The following is a 19,243-nucleotide window of genomic DNA, read 5'->3' on the forward strand; positions in this document are numbered from 1 at the left end:
CAAGCTGGGGCAGGGGGCAAAGGTGAGCGGGTCATCCCGAATCGTGGCCGTACTGGGCCCGACCAACACAGGCAAAACCCATTACGCGATTGAGCGGATGCTGGGGCACCGGACAGGTGTGATCGGCTTGCCGCTGCGTCTGCTGGCGCGCGAGGTCTATGACAAGATCGTCGCGATCCGCGGGCCGTCGGTCGTTGCCCTTGTAACGGGTGAAGAGCGGATCGTTCCGCCGCGTGCTAAATACTGGGTCTGCACTGTTGAGGCGATGCCGGAAGGCATGGGCGCAGATTTCGTAGCCATCGACGAAATCCAGCTGTGTGCAGATCCCGAGCGTGGACATGTTTTCACCGACCGTCTGCTGCGTTCGCGCGGAACGAGTGAGACGTTGTTTCTGGGCTCTGACACTTTGCGCGGTCCGATTGCGGCGCTGGTGCCCGAAGTGCAGTTCATTCGCCGTGAACGAATGTCTCAGCTGGTTTATTCCGGCTCGAAAAAGATAAGCCGCATGCCCGCACGTAGTGCCATTGTCGGGTTTTCGATCGATAACGTCTACGCCATTGCCGAGCTGCTGCGCCGCCAAAAGGGCGGTGCCGCCGTCGTTATGGGCGCGCTCAGCCCGCGCACCCGGAATGCGCAGGTCGAGCTGTATCAGAACGGTGAGGTGGACTACCTCGTTGCAACTGACGCCATCGGGATGGGTTTGAATCTTGATGTGAACCACGTGGCGTTTTCGTCGCTGACCAAATTCGACGGTCGTAGGATGCGCCACCTGGCCCCCAATGAACTGGCCCAGATCGCAGGTCGGGCAGGGCGCGGGATGTCTGATGGTACGTTTGGCGTGACGGGTGAGGCCCCACCGCTGGACGACGGGGTCGCGCAGGCGATCATGGACAGCCGGTTCACGCCGATGAAAAAGCTGAATTGGCGGAATGCCGCTTTGCGGTTTGGCTCGGTTGAGGCCCTCATCGACTCGTTGGAAGTCAGCCCGGACAGCGAACATCTGATCAAGGCCCGACCCGCAGACGACCTGAACGCTCTGAAATCGCTGTCTCAGGAGGCCGAGGTCATCGCCCGCGCCAGCGATGGGCCGTCCGTCCGACTGCTGTGGGATGTGTGTCGAATCCCCGATTTTCGCGGTATCAGCCACGCAGAACACGCCAGCCTGCTTGAGGTGATCTATGGTCATCTGCATGAACGCGGCGCTATCCCTGACGAGTTCATGGCGCGGCAAATCCGCCGCATCGACAAAACGGACGGGGATATTGATGCACTGTCCAAAAGGTTGGCATATATTCGCACCTGGACATATGTTGCGCAACGAAACGGATGGGTGCGTGACGAATCACATTGGCGCGCGGAAACGCGCATTGTAGAAGACAGGCTGTCGGACGCTCTGCATGATCGTTTGACTCAGAGATTTGTGGACCGGCGCACGTCAGTGTTGTTGCGCCGGCTCAAACAGAAGGAGGCCCTTTTGGCCGAAGTAAATGACAAGGGTGAAGTGACCGTCGAAGGAGAATTCGTCGGTCGTCTGGAAGGGTTCCGGTTTACCCCGGACAAAAGCGCACAGGGAACCGAGGCGAAAGCTTTGAAATCGGCCTCTCTGCAAGCACTCGCACCGCAATTCCATCTGCGTGCAGACCGCTTCTATAACGCGCCCGATACCGAAATTGATTTTACCGATCAGGGTGGCCTGATGTGGGGTGAATATGCTGTGGGCAAGCTTGTTGCCGGGGCAGAGCCTCTCAAGCCGATGGTCGAGGTTTTTGTGGATGAGGCCGCAGGCCCGGATGTCGAACAGAAAGTGCAGCGCCGTTTGCAGCACTTCATAGACCGCAAGGTTGCGGCGTTGTTCGAGCCGTTGCTGAACCTGTCGCGCGACGAAGAGTTGTCAGGTCTGGCCAAAGGGTTCGCCTTCCGCATGGTTGAAGGGCTGGGCGTTCTGCCCCGCGCAGGTGTTGCGCAAGAGGTCAAAGATCTGGATCAGGACGCCCGTGGAGCCCTGCGCAAGCACGGTATCCGGTTTGGTCAGTTCACAATCTTCATGCCGCTTCTGCTGAAACCCGCGCCTACGCGTCTGCGTCTGGTTCTTTGGGCGCTGGCCGGTGGATTGCAGGAATTCCCTGACGCGCCGCCTCCGGGTCTGGTCACTGTTCCGGTCGCCAAAGGTGCGCCCGAGGGCTACGATACCATGTGCGGTTACCGCGATGCCGGCGAGCGTTCGATCCGCATCGACATGCTGGAACGTCTGGCAGACATGCTGCGTGCCGAAGACAGCCGAGGTGGTTTCGAGGCCAAGCCCGATATGTTGTCGATCACCGGCATGACGCTTGAGCAGTTCGCGGATCTGATGCAAGGGCTGGGCTATAAGGCCGAGCGCGGTGAGCGTGAAAAGGTGAAAGCTGCACCAGTCGAGGCCGAAAAGCCTGCGACTGATGTGACGGAACAACCCGCCGCCGAAGAAACCCCGGCGCCCGAGGCAGAAGCCGAAGCCACCGAAAGCACCGAGGCGGTAGCCGAGGCTCCAGCAAGCGAACCCGCCTCAGACGAGACCGAAGTTGAGGTGTTCTACACTTTCACCTGGGGTCGTCAGCGTCCAGCCAATCGCGCTCCGCGTCGTGAACAGCGGCAAGGGCCGGGGCCGGGCAAAGGCAAGCCGCGCGGCAAACCGCAGGATGGTCGCGGCAAGCCGCAAGGCAAGAAGGGTGGCAAACCGCAAGGTGGCAAGACCTTCTCGTCGCGTCCGCCCAAGAAGGAAAAGGCGATCGATCCGGATAACCCGTTTGCAGCAGCGCTTATGGGTTTGAAGGACGGCAACTGATCTGCGATGGCCGAGGCCAAGCTGCGGATCGACAAGTGGTTGTGGCAGGCGCGGTTCTTCAAGACCCGCAGCCTGGCCGCCAAACAGGTCAGCGGCGGTCATGTCCGATTGAACGGAAACCGGGTTCTGAAGCCGGCACAGTCCATTGGGCCCGGTGACGTTCTGACCTTCCCCCAAGGCCGTATCGTGCGCGTAGTACGCGTCGAAGCACTGGGGGAACGGCGTGGCCCGGCGACCGAGGCACAAACGTTATACTTCGATATGACGGAAAAGAAGGACGTGCCTCCTAAGAATCCGGGATTTGAGGGAAAGGGTCGCCCAACAAAGAAAGATAGGCGCGCGCTTGATCTTTCTCGCCCCCGGGATGGTTGATCCTACCTTGAAGAGAAGGCCAGACTGAATTAGCTAGACGCCCAAACCGAGAATGGGAATCCCACAATGACCTATGTCGTCACCGAAAACTGCATTGGCTGCAAATACACCGACTGCGTCGAAGTGTGTCCGGTGGATTGTTTTTACGAAGGTGAGAACACATTGGTCATTCACCCCGACGAATGCATCGACTGTGGTGTGTGTGAACCCGAATGCCCCGCAGACGCCATTCGTCCCGACACTGAGCCTGGAATGGAACAGTGGGTCGAGTTCAACCGGAAATTCTCGGAGCAGTGGCCCGTTATCGTGACCAAGAAAGACCCCTTGCCTGAAGCGGAAGAGCGTGACGGCGAAGAGGGCAAAATGGAGAAGTATTTCTCCGAAGCACCCGGCGAAGGCGGTTAAGCGATTCGGTAATTGAACCAGGTAGTTTGAATAGCGGTCTTCTGTTGTATCGCTTTGAAAAGTCAGGGGTTTCTTCACCAATGTGGGGGGCGGACTTTCGGGTGTCGCAATTTTGTGATATACTCAGAAACTGAATGATGAAAGAGATGGGGATGACTCCGTAAGTATGTACGCTTTGGAGTTCTGATTTTTTGACAAACTTACCGCCTGACTGGGCCAGATGTTGGCACGGTTTGGGGTCTTTTGTTGTCTCTGCCTCTCTCTCGTAACCAAGGATGAACCTGTATGTCTAAGTCGAAAAAGCTTGAGTTCCGCCCGAACGATTATGTTGTCTACCCCGCCCATGGTGTGGGCCAGATCATCTCGATCGAAGAGCAGGAAGTCGCGGGATACTCGCTCGAGCTGTTCGTCATTTCTTTTGAAAAAGACAAGATGACCCTGCGGGTGCCGACCAACAAGGTTACCGAATCCGGCTTGCGGTCCCTTAGCTCTCCTGACGTTATAAGCCAGGCGATGAGAACGCTGAAGGGTAAGGCCAAGGTGAAACGCGCAATGTGGTCGCGCCGGGCGCAAGAATATGAACAAAAGATCAATTCCGGTGATCTGATCTCGATCGCTGAAGTTGTGCGCGATCTGCACCGCACTGACGACCAGCGCGAACAGAGCTATTCGGAACGTCAGCTGTACGAAGCCGCGCTGGAACGCCTGACCCGCGAAGTCGCGGCTGTGTCCGGCGCAGGTGAAGTATCGGCGGCCAAGCAGATTGATGAGGTTCTGACCTCGCGCGCGGCCGCGGCTGCCTGATCGCTTCTCCAGTCAATTTTCTGGCCGCTCCCGAAAGGGGGCGGCTTTTTCGTGTTGATGGCTTGGTGAAAGCGCCGTTTACGGCTAATTTTCCAGCAAGAAGAGGCGCGTAGACAGTGAACCTAAAACAGACAGTCAAATATCTATATATCGGCCACGACCCCATTTCCGTCTGGTTTCGCTATGGCTTGATCCTGTTTGACGCGATCACCATCGTTTTCTTTGTCGCTACGGCAAATGGCGAACACGGCACGGGATTCACCGTTGCCAGCCTGATCATTGGGTTCTTCATTGTGCTGGATTTCTCGGCGCGGATGTGGATTTCGAAGGATCGTTGGAAACTACTGCGCCAAGTCTACACGATGGCCGACATTGTTGTGATCGTTTCGCTGTTTCTTGATCTGTTTCTACCGTGGAATCTGGCGTTCCTGCGTATCTTACGAGCGCTACGCCTGATCCATTCCTATCACCTGCTAAGGGATCTGCGGCGGGACAGCGATTTTTTCCGGACGCATGAGGATGCAGTTATCGCGGCGATCAACCTGTTGGTGTTCGTGTTCGCCACGTCCACCGCTGTTCTGGTGTTCTTCATCCCAGAAAACAGCCCGCACGCCTATATCGATGCGCTTTACTTCACCATGGCAACCCTGACGACCACCGGGTTCGGAGACATCACGCTGGCGACGCCGGGGGGCAAATTGTTTTCGGTCTTCATCATGATCGTCGGCGTGGCGTTGTTCGTCCGGTTGGCGCAGGCGATTTTCATGCCGCAGAAAGTACGCCACAAATGCTCAAACTGTGGCCTTTACCGTCACGATCCAGACGCGGTTCACTGCAAGCATTGTGGCGAAACCCTGAGGATCGAAACAGGCGGGACGACTTAGAGCGTTGCAACCAATGCCAAAAGGAACGCAAGCTCTGCCAGTTGCTGCGAGGCACCAAGGACGTCCCCCGTTTGTCCATTGATTTTGGTATTGGCGACGAGTGCCAGGATTACAACAATCAGCGCGGAAAATACCGTTGCCATCAGTGTGCTTGGTCCAATCAGCAGCAGCGATAAGATGACTGCAAGGCCAAAGCCTGTCGCCGCAGTCTCGGCCTTTGGGCCGCCGACCGAATGGCTCAACCCGCTGTTTCTGGCGTTGGGTAAGGCTGCCATGAGGATAGGCATGACTGCGCGTGAGACGATGCAGGCCGCCAGAATACCCGCAAATGCGTTGGCCGACAGAAGCGCCGCGATCAGCGCGACGCGCAGCAGTTGGGTAAAGATCAGAGTTAGAACGCCGTAAGCACCAATATGGCTGTCCTTCATGATTTCCAGGCGGCGTTCGGTGGTGAACCCGCCCCAGAACCCGTCGACCGTATCCGCAAGCCCGTCTTCGTGCATCGCGCCTGTGGCGATCACTAGCACCGCCGCAAGTATTACGGCGCTGGCGAATGCAGGTAGGCCGAATGCACCGGCCGTCCAACCGACGGCACAGGCAAACGCCCCGACGACCAGCCCCACCAAGGGAAAAGCCCAGGCCGCATTGGCCTGCCGCGCAAACAGGTATTCCGGCAGGCGCGGCATCGGCAGACGCGTCAACAGGACCAGCGACAGCGGAAAATCCCACGCGGAAAACAGTTTGGTGTCGTTTTTGTTCACTCCCGCGCCTTTCGGGGTCTTGTTGGATCGGACGCTTCGGTTAAACACACAGGACCACTCTGATGCAACGAGGCTTTGGATGCTGCCGGAATTAAAAGACCTGAATACCCTTCGCGAGGCCCTGAGTAACGCTCCGGGACCGGATGGCAATGCGCTGCAAGGTGCTGCTGAGCGTAACGGACAACTGACTAAACCTCCCGGCGCATTGGGCCGGCTTGAGGACTTGGCAATTTGGTATGCGAGCTGGCGTGGGGATGCCCGGCCGCAGATCTCTGCCCCTCAGGTCATCGTATTTGCGGGCAATCATGGCGTCACAGCGCAAGGCGTGTCGGCCTTTCCGCCCGAGGTGACCGTTCAGATGGTCATGAACTTTGAACATGGCGGCGCGGCGATCAATCAGCTGGCCAAAGCGGCGGGCGCGACGATGAATGTGCACGCGCTGGATCTGGATCGACCGACCGCGGATTTCACCGCTGGTCCCGCGATGTCCGAAGAAGAATTGCTTGAGGCCCTGCGCGTGGGCTGGACCGCCGTGGACCACAATGCCGATTTGCTTGTGGTTGGAGAGATGGGTATCGGGAACACGACCCCGGCGGCTGCCATCGCATGCGCTTTGTTCGGTGGCGACGCCGCAGACTGGACTGGGCGTGGCACTGGGGTAGACGATGCCGGTTTGGCCAACAAAACGCGCGTCGTGGCCGAAGGCATCGCCTTGCATGGCGGGTCGGGTGACGGGCTGGAAATCCTGCGCCGTCTGGGCGGGCGTGAAATCGCGGCCATGGCCGGGGCCATCGCCGCTGCGCGTGCCTTGCGTATCCCGGTTATTCTTGACGGCTTTATCTGCTCGGCGGCTGCGGCCTGTCTGGCAAACATGTCCGAGGGCGCATTGGATCACACGATTGCAGGCCACCAAAGTGCAGAAGGCGCGCACGCAGCGGTATTGGCCAAGTTAGGCAAAGAGCCATTGTTGAGCCTTGGATTGCGTTTGGGCGAAGGCTCGGGCGGGGCGCTGGCGATCAACATACTTAGATGCGCGGTCGCGTGTCATTCCGGCATGGCGACATTTGCCGAAGCGGGTGTTTCGGACGGCTGATCAAACCGCCTGATCCGGCAGGGCCGGGTCAGGCTGACTTCTTTGCGTGTTTCTCGGCCAGTTCCAGCAGTTCGGTTTCCAGGTCTTTCTCAAGCTGCCGCGCCCGTTCGATGTATTTCTTGTTGTCACCGGTAGGCATACCGGGGATCCACAATTCTGCCAGATCACGCACAGAGGCCCTGTCGTGATGATAGAACGTCTGTTCGGCCTGAGCCGCCTCGTATTCGCTCAGACCAACGTTTTCCAGGACATAGCGACCCGCCCGCAGCGATCCGTCAAACATCTCTCGGACAATGTCGTTCGCCCCGGCCTGATACAATTGGTAGACATGGGTGCGATCACGTGCGCGGGCCACAATGTGCAAATCCGGGCGTTGACGCCGGGCAAAGCCGACCAAACGTGTGACTTGCTTGGGGTCATCCATCGCAGCCACAAGCACGGTTGCCTTTTCAAGCCCCGCAGCGCGCAGCAATTCTGGCCGCGTGGGATCACCCAGAAATCCTTTGACGCCAAAACGACGCATCAACTGGATTGTCTCAATATCGTGGTCCAGTACGACAGTCTTGAACCCGCTCGCGCGGACCAACCGGTTCACGATCTGACCAAAACGCCCAATTCCAGCGATGATGACCGGGCCTTTTTCGTCGATCTCATCGGGCTCGGCCTCGGGGACGCCATCACCCATACGGCGCGACAGCAGATCGAAGATGATGAACAGCAGCGGGGTGATCAGCATTGTCAGGGCGATGATCATCAGCAGTTTTTGCGACAAATCCGGTGGGATGACGTTTTGCTGCGTTGAAAAGGCCAACAGCACAAAGCCGAATTCGCCTGCCTGCGCCAAACCCAATGTGAACAACCAGTGATCCCGACCGCGTAGCCTGAACGCGCGACCGACCAGATACAGGATGATGCCCTTCGCCAGTATAACCAGTAGTGCCAGACCGATCAGGTCCAGTGGGTCGTTGAAGAAATAGCCAACGTCAATTCCAGCGCCGACCGTGATAAAGAACAGCCCCAGGAACAGTCCCTTGAACGGTTCAAGGTCGCTTTCCATTTCGTGCCGGAATTCTGAGCTTGCCAGAACAACACCCGCCAGAAACGCGCCCAGAGCAGGGGAGAGTCCGACTAGTGTCATCAGGAAGGAAATGCCCACGACGATCATCAGCGCCAGCGCCGTATACATTTCGCGCAGCCTAGTGGCGTGGATGAACCTGAACAGTGGACGCGTCAAGTAGATGCCAGCCAGAATGACGAAGGCAACTGCGCCGATAGTGACCAGCGTAACGGCCCAGCCGGGCAGGCCCTCGACAAGTGACAAGCTATGATGTCCGGCCTCATGGAGCGCATCCGCGCCACGGTCGATTGAGCCGTCGCTTTCGATATGAGGCATTGCAGGCAACGCCAAAAGCGGCAGCATCGCCAAAATGGGAATGACCGCGATGTCCTGCGTCAGCAGCACTGAGAACGTCGCCCGACCTCCATTTGTCTGCATCAGGCCCTTTTCCGACAACGTTTGCAGCACAATCGCTGTGGATGACAGAGATAAGGTTAACCCGACGGCTAGTGCGACCGACCAAGGGTGATTTGCATATATGGCAACTGCCGCGATGACTGCGGTGGACAGCAACACCTGCAGACCGCCTAGTCCCAGAAGCCTGTCGCGCATGTCCCACAAGGCGCGCGGCTCAAGCTCGAGCCCGATCAGAAACAGCATCATGACCACGCCGAATTCGGCCACGTGCTGCAGGCTTTCGGTCTCGGCCCCCACAAGCCCGAAGACTGGGCCAATGACAATGCCAGCGGCCAGATAACCAAGAACTGAACCCAACCCCAGACGTGCCGACAAGGGCACTGCTATCACGGCGGCAGCCAGATAGATTGAAGCCTGGTAAAGGAAATCGTCCATGTTTGTCCTCTCGGTCCGGTCAGGTGGGCAATGGCGCGTCGCGTTTGAGTTGGTCCATCACGATCTGGCTGTGCACCCGTGCCACTGCAGGATGCGGCAGTATCACCTGGTGAAGCAAGCGGTTGAGCGCGGAAAGATCGTCGCAATAGACGTGCAGCAGGTAATCTGCCTCTCCGGTCATCGTCCAGGCGCTGGTGATTTCGGGGCGGGTGTCGACCATGCGGGCAAAACTCGCGGATTGTTCCGGGCCATGTGTGCCCAAATGCACCTGAATGAACCCTTGGACCTGCAGGCCAAGTTTTAGGGGATCCAGCCGTGCCGCATATCCGGTGATATAGCCTTCGGCCTCAAGCCGCTGACGGCGGCGCCCGGCCTGGCTTGGTGACAGGTTCAGCATTTCACCCAATTGATGCGCGGTCAGATGTGCGTCCTTTTGCAGGGCAGACAACAGCCGCGTATCGGTAGAATCCAGCATATGCGGAGTTTCTCCAAATTTACCCGTATTCACGCGTGATTTACGCATATGTTCATAGTTTACACGAAAACTATGCGCAGAAACAGCGCTTGGTAAGGCGTATTTTGGAATCAGCAAAGAAATTCCTGTTTTTACGGAGACGCGCCATGGGTCCTTTCCCGCACAACGCCCCGAAATCTGTCATCAGCCCTGAAAATCCAGCCGGAACCGATGGGTTTGAATTTGTCGAATTCGCCCACCCCGAGCCGCAGGAACTGCGCGACCTTTTCGCCAAAATGGGGTTCGAGTTGGTCGGACACCACACGGACAAGCCTATGGTTGAGCTGTGGCAGCAAGGGGACGTGACCTACATCCTGAATGCTGATCCAGAAAGCTTTGCCGCTAAGTTCGTGGCAGAACACGGCCCCTGTGCCCCTGCGATGGGATGGCGTGTCGTGGACGCGCAGAAAGCCTATGAACACGCGGTGTCAAAAGGCGCTGAACCTTATGACGCGGCGGACAAGACCATGAATGCTCCGGCGATCAAGGGCATTGGCGGTTCGCTGATCTATTTCATCGATCAGTATTATGAGACATCGCCTTACAATCAGGAATTCATCTGGGACAAACAGTCCAAACCGCGCGGCGATGGGTTCTATTACCTCGATCACCTGACGCACAACGTCTACAAGGGCAACATGGACAAGTGGTTCAAATTCTACGAGAGCCTGTTCAACTTCCGCGAAATCCGCTTTTTTGACATTCAGGGTAAGTTCACTGGCCTGTTTAGCCGCGCGCTGACATCGCCCTGTGGTCGTATCCGTATTCCGATCAACGAAGACCGGGGCGAAACCGGGCAGATTGTATCATACCTTAAGAAGTACAAGGGTGAAGGTATTCAGCATATCGCGGTGGGTAGTGAGGACATCTATGCCTCTACCGATGCGATTGCGGAAAAGGGCCTGAAGTTTATGCCGGGTCCGAACCAGGCCTATTACGACATGTCTAAGGAACGTGTCGTGGATCATGATGAACCTCTGGACCGGATGATCAAGCACGGTATCCTGATTGACGGCGAGGGTGTGCTGGATGGTGGCGAGACCCGGATCTTGCTGCAAATCTTCTCGAAAACCGTGATCGGCCCGATCTTTTTTGAGTTCATTCAGCGCAAGGGCGATGATGGGTTTGGTGAAGGGAACTTTAAGGCCCTGTTCGAATCCATCGAACGCGAACAGATCGAAAGTGGCGAAATTTCAGCTGCTTAACGGCGTAAGTTATGTCACCAAAGGGCGGTCGGGGATATCCCTCGGCCGCCTTTGTTTTTTGAACCGTCAGCTCCGCGGCATTTTCAACGTCAGGTTTCTTCCGCGCTTTTGGTATCGCAATTCGCTGTCGCCAATGGCGATAACATTGCCGCCGTCCAGCCTGTCTCCGACTTTCAGTTTTTTGTACCGACCGCTGGGCAGCCGGACCAGCGCGCGCCGGTTGGCCGGGGTCCCGTAAACCCCAATCAGGTTCAGCTTGCGCAAGTTAAGCGCATTGTCGATGGTCGCCTGTCGCGCCACCGAGGCGGTCGACGGGATTTTCGGTGCCACGGCCTTTGGTTGGAAAGAACCTGCTTCGTCCGAGCTTTGATCGACCGCTGCAGTCGATCCAAGATTGGCGGTGCTTGTGTTTATACTGGCCGGGCGGGCAAGTCCGGCTGGCCGCGTTTTGGGGCGCGGAACGCGAACGACTGCCAATGCCGTTGGCGTTTCGTCAATCTGGGGGCCGCTTTGTAAGGACTTAGGCCGCAGTTTAGGACGCAGAACCGCCAGTTCTTCGCGTGTGCGTCCGCCAAGTTGTTGCCGTTCAAAGCTTTCCAGCAAATTAGCGGGGCGGGGATTCGGGCGTTTCTGCGCTAAGCGGGCTGTAGGATCTTCCTCAATTGGCTCTTGTTCAAACCGAACTGGAACTGCCGGGGGAACCTTGGCGGGCCGGCCAAGGTAAACGATCACCCCGTCGGGGTTCAGGGTCCCTTCGGCTGAAGGCGTGACGAGGCCGCGTTCGTCCAGATCAAACTGGACTCCGGCCTGAGCGGGCAGGGCGTTTTGTTCAAACGGCAGGTCAGTTTCAAAGCTGCTGACGGGCGGCAGCGCCACCGCGTCCTGCGACAAATCAGTGCTGTCCAGGGATGCCAGATACAGGTCCTCCGGCAACTCCAGAACCGGATCGGGCAAAGGTTCGGGGGCGAAGATCTCGATGCCTGCTTGTGACGAGATTTCCGCTGGTGCAGGCTCTTGTCCCACCGGTTCGACCTGGGTCGGTGCCACGTTCAGCGCTTCGAGGATTGCAGCATCGGTCGCGCTGAGATCAGCGGCGGTTTCTTCGACAGGTTCGGTTTGCGGTTCTTCCTCTGGCGCGGTTGCGACCGCCTCGGGTTCGAATTCAAGCTCCGGATCGCCGTCAACCTCCCGTGTCTCGGCGATCTGCTCGTCAGATGCGAGGTTTGGCACAGTTTCTTCAATCGAAACCGCCTCAGCCACTGAGGATTCGGTGTCGTCAGATCCAGTCAACGACCACACGGTCAGAGCAATACCAGCAACAAGAGCCGCCGCCGCGGCTGGAACGGCGTAGCGGTTGATCGGGGGTGTGGCTTTCGTTTTGCCAGCAATATTCGCGTGGGGCGCTGAACGAAACTCCGTCGGGGTCTCAGTATCAGCGATCGCGTGAATGGTAGGGCCATCATCTTCGTTGGCAGGTTCTTCACCCTCAGCAGGTTCCTCTGCTGCGGTCGCATCGGGCGCGGAAGGAAACTCCGTTTGGTCCTCGGTTTCAGCGATCGTCCGATCGGCAGCAGCTTCATTTTCTTTTGCGGATTCTTCTACCTCAACCGTTTCTAATGCGCCGGTCGTGTCGGGGGCTGAAGGAAACTCTGTCGGGGTCTCGGAATCTGCAATCGTATCTGCGATAGGTCCTTCATCAGTTTTGGAAGAATCCTCAACCTCGAACGGTTCGGCAGCAATGACCGTGTCTGGGGTATCGATTTCGAACCGAGGTTCAGCCGGGTATTCCTGACCCTCGATCGGGGTTGAGTACTGGACTGGAACAAACCCGTGCTCGGCGGCAAATGTCCGGGCCTCATCCAGGGTTTGCCTGGCGACAGCAGCAATATGGGTTGTCGGACCGACGATTGCGGTATCAAAGGCGAGCTCATCCAGCGCATAGGGAGTTGCCTCGGTCAGTTCCGTTCGCACTTTTTCAGCGCTTTCCTCGGGGCTTAGGCCCTCTGTTGATACGGACAAAAACCGCACCTGATCCGCTGGTATCACCAGCTTGCAGTTCAGGTCGTTTTCAAGGGCAAAGCCCTGATCCCGCAATGCGATGACCTGCGTATTCAGGTCGGGCGCATCCAGAGCAACCTCGCCAATGCAGAACCAGTCACCATCCGAATGGTGGTGCAAGGATATTCCGGTCGAAGAAAAAGACAGCGCAAAGGCGGGTTTCATAATCCGGAAAAACCATAGTTGTCAGCATCTGTGCAAACGATCATTCGTCCGCAGAGTGACATTAAAGCAGGATCCCGCCGAGGGAAAGAAAAAGCCGGCCTTTCCCCTTGTTCGGCAGACCCCCGCCACCCCATGTTGGAAGAAAGAAAATTGGAGGGAAGACCTTGAATAAAATCGCTTTTCTAGCTGCAGTTCTGACGATGTCAGTTGCGGGCATGACCCATGCGGAAGAACGTCGCATCACCGTTGACGCGGCGGGAACCGTGCAGGCCGCGCCTGATATGGCGACTATTACTCTGGGCGTGACCAATGAAGACGCGCAGGCCTCGAACGCGATGAAGGCCACTTCGGAATCGGTGTCTCAGGTCCTGAGCCGGTTGCAGGAGCTTGGCATCGAAACGCGTGATGTGCAGACCCGCGACGTGTCTTTGTCGCCGGTCTGGAACAATCGTAACAGCGCAAGCGGCGACCGGCCCGAAATTTCGGGATTTGTCGCCTCGAACCGAGTGGTGGTGCGTGTGCGTGACCTGACACAGCTTGGTACAATCATGGACGCAGTCATCCAGGACGGGGCCAATGACTTTGGCGGGCTAAGCTTTGGCGTACAGGATCCGAAACCGCTGCAAGCGCAGGCGCGCGCAAACGCCGTAGCCGAAGCGACCGCCAAGGCCGAGCAGTTGGCACAGGCGGCTAACGTGACACTCGGACCAGTTCAAGAGATCAGCGAACAGGTCGGTGGCGCGCGCCCCGTGGCCATGATGCGGGAATTCAGCGCTGCGGATGCAGGTGGTGTACCGGTCGCAGGTGGCGAGGTGTCCGTTTCGGTCACCGTCACAATGGAATTCGAAATCTCTGAGTAACCTCAGACGCTTGCGCGGGCCTTCAAAGGTTGCCTTTGTTGGCCCGTCTGGTCAAAGTTGTCCGGCGATAGCCAATCCTCAAAGGCGCTGCGGATGCGGGGCCATTCGCTGTCGAGGATGGAATACCACGCCGTATCCCGGTTGCGACCTTTGTAATGGGTGGCCTGTCGGAAAATACCTTCAAAGGTAAAGCCCAAACGCTCGGCCGCGCGACAGGACGGCGCGTTTAGCGCGTCGCACTTCCATTCGTAACGGCGATAGCCCAACTCATCGAACACGCGCCGCATCATCAGGAACATAGTCTCGGTCGATTGCGGGCTACGCTGCAACAAGGGTGAGAAGTGGATGTGTCCCACCTCGATCGCACCCGCCGCCGGGTCAATCCGCAGGAATGAAGCCATACCCACGGGCGTATCGTTGCTGTCCAGTACCGTGTGGAACATCGGATCGGAATCCATGCAGGTCTCACGGGTCCAATCCTCAAACTCGCGCTCGCCGTCGAACGGCCCATAGGGAAGGTACGTCCAGTTGTGGCCATCCGTGTCGTTGGCAAACGCCCGGAATAACCCGGGCGCATGCCTATTCACATCAAGCGGGACAACGGAACAATATCGGCCCTCCATCGGCGTGTAAGGTGGTGTCGGGCGAGGGAAATCGCCCGTTACCGGCAATCCGATGGGGTGGCCCAGATCATTGGTGTTGTGCCCGCTCATGGATTAGGCCGACGCTTTGGCCAGCGCCTGATCAAGATCGGCGATCAGGTCATCTGCGTCTTCGATACCAATGGACACCCGCACAACGCCGGGGCCAGCGCCTGCGGCCTCTTGCTGTTCTGGGGTCAGCTGCCGGTGCGTGGTCGAAGCCGAGTGAATGATTAGCGACCGTGCATCACCCAGGTTGGCCACGTGGCTGAAAATCTCTAGCGCGTTGACCAGTTTGATACAGGCGTCATAGCCACCTTTGACCGCGAAGGTGAACAGGGCACCCGCGCCCTTCTTGTAGTGCGCTTTGACCCTGTCACTGTAGGGCGAAGACGGCAGCCCGGCATAAGTGACGTATTCCACGCGGTCATCTGCCTCGAGCCATGCGGCGATCTTTTGAGCGTTTTCGACGTGACGCTCCATCCGCAGGGACAGGGTCTCGATCCCCATCAGCGTGTAATGCGCCGCCTGCGGGTTCATGGTCATGCCCAGATCACGCAGGCCAATGGCGATGCCGTGGAAGGTGAAGGCCAACGGGCCAAACGTCTCATGGAATTTAAGGCCGTGATACGCCTGCTCCGGCTCACTGAGAGAGGGGAACTTATCATTTGCCGACCAGTCAAATTTGCCCGAATCCACGATGCAGCCGCCGGTGACAGTGCCGTTGCCGGTCAGGTATTTGGTAGTCGAGTGCACGACCAGCGTCGCGCCGTGTTCGATCGGGCGGCACAGGTATGGCGTGGCCGAGGTGTTGTCGACGATCAGCGGAATACCCGCAGCGTCAGACACATCCGCCAGAGCGCGGATGTCGGTGACATAGCCGCCGGGGTTGGCAATGGATTCGCAGAACACTGCCCGTGTGTTTTCGTCGATTGCGTCTTTCACGGCGTCCAGATCGTCGGTGTCGACAAACTTGGCAGACCAGCCAAAGCGTTTGATGGTCTGGCTGAACTGCGTGACCGTGCCGCCATAGAGGCGCGTCGAGGCGACCACATTGCAGCCCGGACCCATCAGCGGGAACAGCGCCATTATCTGTGCTGCGTGACCTGACGAGCAGCAAACCGCGCCGACGCCGCCTTCCAGCGTGGCGACACGTTCCTGCAGAACGGCCACGGTGGGGTTGGTCAGGCGGGAATAAATGAAACCAACCTCTTGCAGGTTGAACAGGGCGGCTGCGTGATCTGCGTCGCGGAACACATAGGCTGTCGTCTGATAAATCGGTGTCTGACGCGCGCCAGTTGCGGGATCGGGCCGCGCGCCCGCGTGAATTTGAAGCGTATCAAAACCGTAGGTGGGGCCGTCAGACATCTTGGAAATCTCCTGTTGGAAAGTGCGTTGCTGAATCTCTAGGCGATTGGGCGCGCGCAGACAACATTCCTGTCAGCGCATCCAAAGACCATTCTTGCGTATCGTGTTGCGAATAACCTGCTCGCGTTTGGGAAGGTTCTCGCGGTCGAACATATCCCTGATTTTGTGGCCCTTCCGTTGCAGAACCAGCTTCTTGATCGGGTCATATCCCTTGAGGACCTTCTTGACCCGGTTTGGCGCAACCACGGTTTCCAGCACCTCTACAGCGTGATCGCTTTCACGGGCGTAGAGTAGGGGGAACAGGCGGTAATGACAGCTGACCGATCCGTCCAGAAGGCCCGCAGGCAGGGCATCGCGACCGCCGCCGAACGAATGGATAACCAGCGGCAGTGCAGCCTGATCCAGCCAGGGGTCAAAATTCTGTCCAGCCATCTCGGGGATCTCGCCGTCGCGGATCGTGCGGGCATAGTCCAGAAAGCGCTTTCCGAAGGTGTGAGGGCAGGAATGAAAGAAAAACCCGGCATTGAAGTACAGATAGCGCCGCCAGTAATCCACAGGTTGGCTGGTATCCAGCGACCTGTCGAAATCCAGTCCGAACCTTTGATAAAGCGCCTTCCAGATCCCATCCAGTCCAGGACCATACAAGGTTGGTTTGGGCCAGGTTCCTTCGACCCTTAGCGATGCGCCGGGGCGGTTAAAGTCGAAGGGGACGCTGGTCAGATCGCCGGTGATCAGTGTGTCACTGTCGAAAAACACAAAGGGCTCACCCTCGGGCATGGCCAGCAAAGCTTCGATCTTGTTGCCATAAGGGTAGCTGGCGCCAAATACACTGTTTTCGAACGGCAGGATCTCGGCATCCAACTGACGGAGTGCTTTCAGCAGATCCTCGTCCTGGATGGTAGGGTCCTGCGGCCAGCGTGGACCGGGTTGCGGAACAGCCACGAACAGTCGACCGGAAAAATCAGGGCTGCTGTGCCGCAACGAGGCGGCAAACAAAAGGGCTTCGTATTGCAGACGGTTGTTTTGCCCGATGATAACGATGTTGAATTTCGGGGCGCTGGCCTGCATCCGGTGACTTTCAGTACTTGTGGGTGCCGTGGTCCGGCGCTGCTCGGGTTTCTTGTCGGACGTACAGTATGCAGGCGCGCCCGTCAAAACCAGATGCGATGCGTGCAATTTGAAAAATGTCGGCGCAATCCCATGTTAGGGACACGTCCCCGTTCAGGAGTGCCCCCATGAGGATCAACGCAGATTTCACCAAACGTGTTGCAGTTCATTTCGACCAGAATGAATGGATCGCGTCCCCCGCCGCCGGTGTCGAACGCAAGATGCTGGATCGCATCGGCGAGGAGGTTGCCCGCGCAACGACAATCGTCCGTTTTGCTCCGGGCAGCGCATTTTCGGCCCACACCCATGACGGGGGAGAAGAATATTTGGTTTTGGACGGCGTTTTTCAGGACGAAACCGGAGATTTCCCGGTCGGCAGTTATGTGAGAAACCCTCCGACCTCGTCGCACACACCTTCGGCAAAACAGGGGGCGACGATCTTGGTGAAGCTGCATCAGTTTGACCCGGATGATCGGACAGAGGTACGACGCTCGATCAATGGTCAGGGGAATACTCAACTGTTCAAAGACGCGCATGAAGATGTCCGCGTGTTCAATCTTGCGGCGGGCGAGGCGTTGGATCTGGACGCGTCGCACGGAATGGAGCTGTTTGTGATCGAAGGCTCGCTGAGGGAATCTGACGAGGATTTCACGACCTGGGACTGGCTGAGGTTGCCTCCGGGCGCGCGATCTACCGCCGTGGCGGGTGCTTCGGGAGCGCGTGTTTGGACGAAAACAGGGCATTTGGCTCAGATGGTCTGATACGTTCGCTGCAAGAAAAACAGGCAGAAACAAAGGAAAACCGGGTCGATTGGTCCGGTTTTTTCATTTTTTGACCATTTGGCAAATTTTACCATTTGATAAAAAATTACTTTGTGGCAAGCTGAGGCCACAACAAACATATCTACAGGGAGTAGAGTGATGGCACAGGGCCAGATTGCCCCCGGCATTGTCTCCGGGCGGCTGTCCAGCGATGAGCTGACCTCGAATTTCACGGATTTGCATCCGCCACTGGCCCCTCATGAGGCCGCCGTGGCAGCGGATCGGTGCTATTTTTGTTACGACGCACCATGCGTCACAGCCTGTCCGACAGACATCGACATTCCGCTGTTCATGCGCCAGATTCAGGCTGGTCAGCCCGAAGCGGCGGGTGAGACCATTTTGGCGCAGAACATTCTGGGCGGCATGTGCGCCCGCGTTTGCCCGACTGAAACGCTGTGCGAAGAAGTCTGCGTGCGCGAAACCGCCGAAGGTTCACCGGTCGAAATCGGTCGTCTTCAGCGCTACGCAACAGACAGTGTGATGGTTGGCGGAAGTCATCCGTTCCAACGGGCCGCACCAACCGGCAAAACGGTTGCCGTAATCGGGGCAGGGCCTGCGGGTTTGGCCTGTGCGCACCGGCTGGCCATGTTTGGGCATGACGTGGTGATCCACGAAAGCCGCCCCAAACCGGGTGGGCTGAACGAATACGGGATCGCAGCGTATAAATCGACCAACGATTTTGCTCAGACCGAAGTCGACTGGCTGCTGAAAATCGGCGGAATCTCGATTGAGACCGGTTCAGTTCTGGGCGAGGGGATCTCGCTGAAAGGGCTAGCCGAGAACTATGATGCAGTGTTTCTGTCTATTGGTCTTGCCGGGGTGAATGCCTTGCGCGCCGACGGGGTGGAAAAAGATGGTGTTCGCTTCGCAGTGGATTTCATTTCGGACGTGCGTCAGGCCTCTGATCTGGTTGATTTGCCCGTGGGTCGCAACGTGGTCGTCATCGGCGGCGGCATGACTGCAGTGGACGCTGCGGTGAAGTCGAAACTGTTGGGTGCCGAACATGTCACCATTGCCTATCGCCGTGGACGCGACGCAATGGGGGCCAGCCGGTACGAACAGGACCTCGCAGCCTCGCACGGCGTCAAGATCATGACCAATGTGCAACCTGTGGCCATCCATGGAAACGGGGTCGCGGTCGAGATCGAGTTGGAGTATACTGCCAGCAACGATGGGCAACTGACCGGCACCGGGGAAATGATCCGCTTGCCTGCAGATCAGGTACTCAAGGCCATTGGCCAAAAGCTGGACGGCGCGCCGGAAGGGCTGAAGCTCGACGGCAACAAGATTGCTGTGTCTGGTGCCGGGCGTACCTCGCTGGCGGGTGTCTGGGCTGGGGGCGACTGTGCGGCGGGAGGCGAAGACCTGACCGTGACCGCAGTGGCCGAAGGCCGTGATGCCGCGATGGACATCCACGCAACTCTGGTTTCGTGATAGGGTGGGGTATTCACCCCA

The 19,243-nt window shown here is 57.9% G+C and carries 17 protein-coding genes; 10 read left to right on the forward strand and 7 right to left on the reverse strand.

What is annotated here, in order from left to right; all coding sequences use genetic code 11:
• Positions 1-22 precede the first annotated feature (22 nt).
• From AC2FD9_RS01590 to AC2FD9_RS01610, 5 genes are all read left to right on the forward strand, one after another.
• Positions 23-2,821: a helicase-related protein gene (locus AC2FD9_RS01590; protein WP_496835057.1), complete on the forward strand. Its 2,799-nt coding sequence runs from the start codon at positions 23-25 to the stop codon at positions 2,819-2,821.
• A 6-nt stretch (positions 2,822-2,827) separates the two neighbouring features.
• Complete coding sequence (locus AC2FD9_RS01595) at positions 2,828-3,193, forward strand: RNA-binding S4 domain-containing protein (RefSeq protein ID WP_496835059.1); 366 nt, start codon at positions 2,828-2,830, stop codon at positions 3,191-3,193.
• A 66-nt stretch (positions 3,194-3,259) separates the two neighbouring features.
• Positions 3,260-3,598 carry a ferredoxin FdxA gene (gene fdxA, locus AC2FD9_RS01600; RefSeq protein WP_058273871.1) on the forward strand — a complete coding sequence of 113 codons (339 nt, stop codon included), beginning with the start codon at positions 3,260-3,262 and terminating at the stop codon, positions 3,596-3,598.
• A 285-nt stretch (positions 3,599-3,883) separates the two neighbouring features.
• On the forward strand, positions 3,884-4,402 hold the full coding sequence (locus AC2FD9_RS01605) for a CarD family transcriptional regulator (RefSeq protein WP_058277666.1): 519 nt from the start codon (positions 3,884-3,886) through the stop codon (positions 4,400-4,402).
• 116 nt (positions 4,403-4,518) lie between these two features.
• The gene (locus tag AC2FD9_RS01610) at positions 4,519-5,286 is read left to right on the forward strand and encodes a potassium channel family protein (protein WP_058277667.1); all 768 of its coding nucleotides are present in this window, start codon (positions 4,519-4,521) and stop codon (positions 5,284-5,286) included.
• Here AC2FD9_RS01610 and cobS read toward each other — a convergent pair.
• Positions 5,283-6,047, reverse strand: a complete 765-nt coding sequence (gene cobS / locus AC2FD9_RS01615) for an adenosylcobinamide-GDP ribazoletransferase (RefSeq protein WP_496835062.1) — start codon at positions 6,045-6,047, stop codon at positions 5,283-5,285. The genes AC2FD9_RS01610 and cobS overlap by 4 nt on opposite strands.
• Positions 6,048-6,126: 79 nt before the next feature.
• Here cobS and cobT point away from each other — a divergent pair, with 79 nt between their 5' ends.
• A complete protein-coding gene (gene cobT, locus AC2FD9_RS01620; protein WP_496835063.1) occupies positions 6,127-7,140 on the forward strand; it encodes a nicotinate-nucleotide--dimethylbenzimidazole phosphoribosyltransferase in 1,014 nt (337 codons plus the stop codon).
• Positions 7,141-7,168: 28 nt separating this feature from the next.
• On the opposite strand, the gene AC2FD9_RS01625 is transcribed toward cobT, so the two are convergent.
• Entirely contained in the window at positions 7,169-9,049 is a 1,881-nt protein-coding gene (locus AC2FD9_RS01625) for a monovalent cation:proton antiporter-2 (CPA2) family protein (RefSeq protein ID WP_113789023.1), read from the reverse strand.
• A gap of 19 nt (positions 9,050-9,068) precedes the next feature.
• Positions 9,069-9,524: an Lrp/AsnC family transcriptional regulator gene (locus tag AC2FD9_RS01630; RefSeq protein ID WP_058273865.1), complete on the reverse strand. Its 456-nt coding sequence runs from the start codon at positions 9,522-9,524 to the stop codon at positions 9,069-9,071.
• A 146-nt stretch (positions 9,525-9,670) separates the two neighbouring features.
• Between AC2FD9_RS01630 and hppD the strand changes: the two genes are divergently transcribed.
• Complete coding sequence (hppD, locus tag AC2FD9_RS01635) at positions 9,671-10,768, forward strand: 4-hydroxyphenylpyruvate dioxygenase (RefSeq protein WP_496835064.1); 1,098 nt, start codon at positions 9,671-9,673, stop codon at positions 10,766-10,768.
• Positions 10,769-10,834: 66 nt separating this feature from the next.
• On the opposite strand, the gene AC2FD9_RS01640 is transcribed toward hppD, so the two are convergent.
• Positions 10,835-12,991: a hypothetical protein gene (locus AC2FD9_RS01640; RefSeq protein ID WP_496835065.1), complete on the reverse strand. Its 2,157-nt coding sequence runs from the start codon at positions 12,989-12,991 to the stop codon at positions 10,835-10,837.
• Positions 12,992-13,155: 164 nt separating this feature from the next.
• Here AC2FD9_RS01640 and AC2FD9_RS01645 point away from each other — a divergent pair, with 164 nt between their 5' ends.
• Positions 13,156-13,851, forward strand: a complete 696-nt coding sequence (locus AC2FD9_RS01645; protein ID WP_282168515.1) for an SIMPL domain-containing protein — start codon at positions 13,156-13,158, stop codon at positions 13,849-13,851.
• 2 nt (positions 13,852-13,853) lie between these two features.
• Here the strand turns inward: AC2FD9_RS01645 and AC2FD9_RS01650 are convergent, their stop codons facing one another.
• The 3 genes from AC2FD9_RS01650 to AC2FD9_RS01660 form a co-directional block, all read right to left on the reverse strand.
• Positions 13,854-14,564 (reverse strand): GNAT family N-acetyltransferase, encoded by a 711-nt coding sequence (locus tag AC2FD9_RS01650; protein ID WP_496835067.1) that lies wholly within the window; start codon positions 14,562-14,564, stop codon positions 13,854-13,856.
• A gap of 3 nt (positions 14,565-14,567) precedes the next feature.
• Positions 14,568-15,860 (reverse strand): O-acetylhomoserine aminocarboxypropyltransferase/cysteine synthase family protein, encoded by a 1,293-nt coding sequence (locus AC2FD9_RS01655; protein WP_282150981.1) that lies wholly within the window; start codon positions 15,858-15,860, stop codon positions 14,568-14,570.
• A 72-nt stretch (positions 15,861-15,932) separates the two neighbouring features.
• Positions 15,933-16,928: a GT-B fold glycosyltransferase domain-containing protein gene (locus AC2FD9_RS01660; protein WP_496835500.1), complete on the reverse strand. Its 996-nt coding sequence runs from the start codon at positions 16,926-16,928 to the stop codon at positions 15,933-15,935.
• 167 nt (positions 16,929-17,095) lie between these two features.
• On the opposite strand from AC2FD9_RS01660, the gene AC2FD9_RS01665 reads away from it, so the two are divergent.
• Both AC2FD9_RS01665 and AC2FD9_RS01670 read left to right on the forward strand, forming a co-directional pair.
• Positions 17,096-17,728, forward strand: a complete 633-nt coding sequence (locus AC2FD9_RS01665) for a cupin domain-containing protein (protein ID WP_496835069.1) — start codon at positions 17,096-17,098, stop codon at positions 17,726-17,728.
• A 159-nt stretch (positions 17,729-17,887) separates the two neighbouring features.
• A complete protein-coding gene (locus AC2FD9_RS01670) occupies positions 17,888-19,222 on the forward strand; it encodes an NAD(P)-dependent oxidoreductase (RefSeq protein ID WP_496835071.1) in 1,335 nt (444 codons plus the stop codon).
• The last annotated feature ends 21 nt before the right edge of the window (positions 19,223-19,243 follow it).

The organism is Ruegeria sp. YTSC230, assembly GCF_059609665.1.

Excerpts from the sequence above, each read along its gene's own strand:
- AC2FD9_RS01650 (WP_496835067.1), bottom strand. The coding sequence starts at position 14,564 with ATGAGCGGGCACAACACCAATGATCTGGGCCACCCCATCGGATTGCCG.
- AC2FD9_RS01670 (WP_496835071.1), top strand. The coding sequence starts at position 17,888 with ATGGCACAGGGCCAGATTGCCCCCGGCATTGTCTCCGGGCGGCTGTCC.
- AC2FD9_RS01640 (WP_496835065.1), bottom strand. The coding sequence starts at position 12,991 with ATGAAACCCGCCTTTGCGCTGTCTTTTTCTTCGACCGGAATATCCTTG.
- AC2FD9_RS01665 (WP_496835069.1), top strand. The coding sequence starts at position 17,096 with ATGAGGATCAACGCAGATTTCACCAAACGTGTTGCAGTTCATTTCGAC.
- AC2FD9_RS01605 (WP_058277666.1), top strand. The coding sequence starts at position 3,884 with ATGTCTAAGTCGAAAAAGCTTGAGTTCCGCCCGAACGATTATGTTGTC.
- cobT (WP_496835063.1), top strand. The coding sequence starts at position 6,127 with ATGCTGCCGGAATTAAAAGACCTGAATACCCTTCGCGAGGCCCTGAGT.
- AC2FD9_RS01625 (WP_113789023.1), bottom strand. The coding sequence starts at position 9,049 with ATGGACGATTTCCTTTACCAGGCTTCAATCTATCTGGCTGCCGCCGTG.
- AC2FD9_RS01660 (WP_496835500.1), bottom strand. The coding sequence starts at position 16,928 with ATGCAGGCCAGCGCCCCGAAATTCAACATCGTTATCATCGGGCAAAAC.
- AC2FD9_RS01595 (WP_496835059.1), top strand. The coding sequence starts at position 2,828 with ATGGCCGAGGCCAAGCTGCGGATCGACAAGTGGTTGTGGCAGGCGCGG.
- AC2FD9_RS01630 (WP_058273865.1), bottom strand. The coding sequence starts at position 9,524 with ATGCTGGATTCTACCGATACGCGGCTGTTGTCTGCCCTGCAAAAGGAC.
- hppD (WP_496835064.1), top strand. The coding sequence starts at position 9,671 with ATGGGTCCTTTCCCGCACAACGCCCCGAAATCTGTCATCAGCCCTGAA.
- fdxA (WP_058273871.1), top strand. The coding sequence starts at position 3,260 with ATGACCTATGTCGTCACCGAAAACTGCATTGGCTGCAAATACACCGAC.
- AC2FD9_RS01655 (WP_282150981.1), bottom strand. The coding sequence starts at position 15,860 with ATGTCTGACGGCCCCACCTACGGTTTTGATACGCTTCAAATTCACGCG.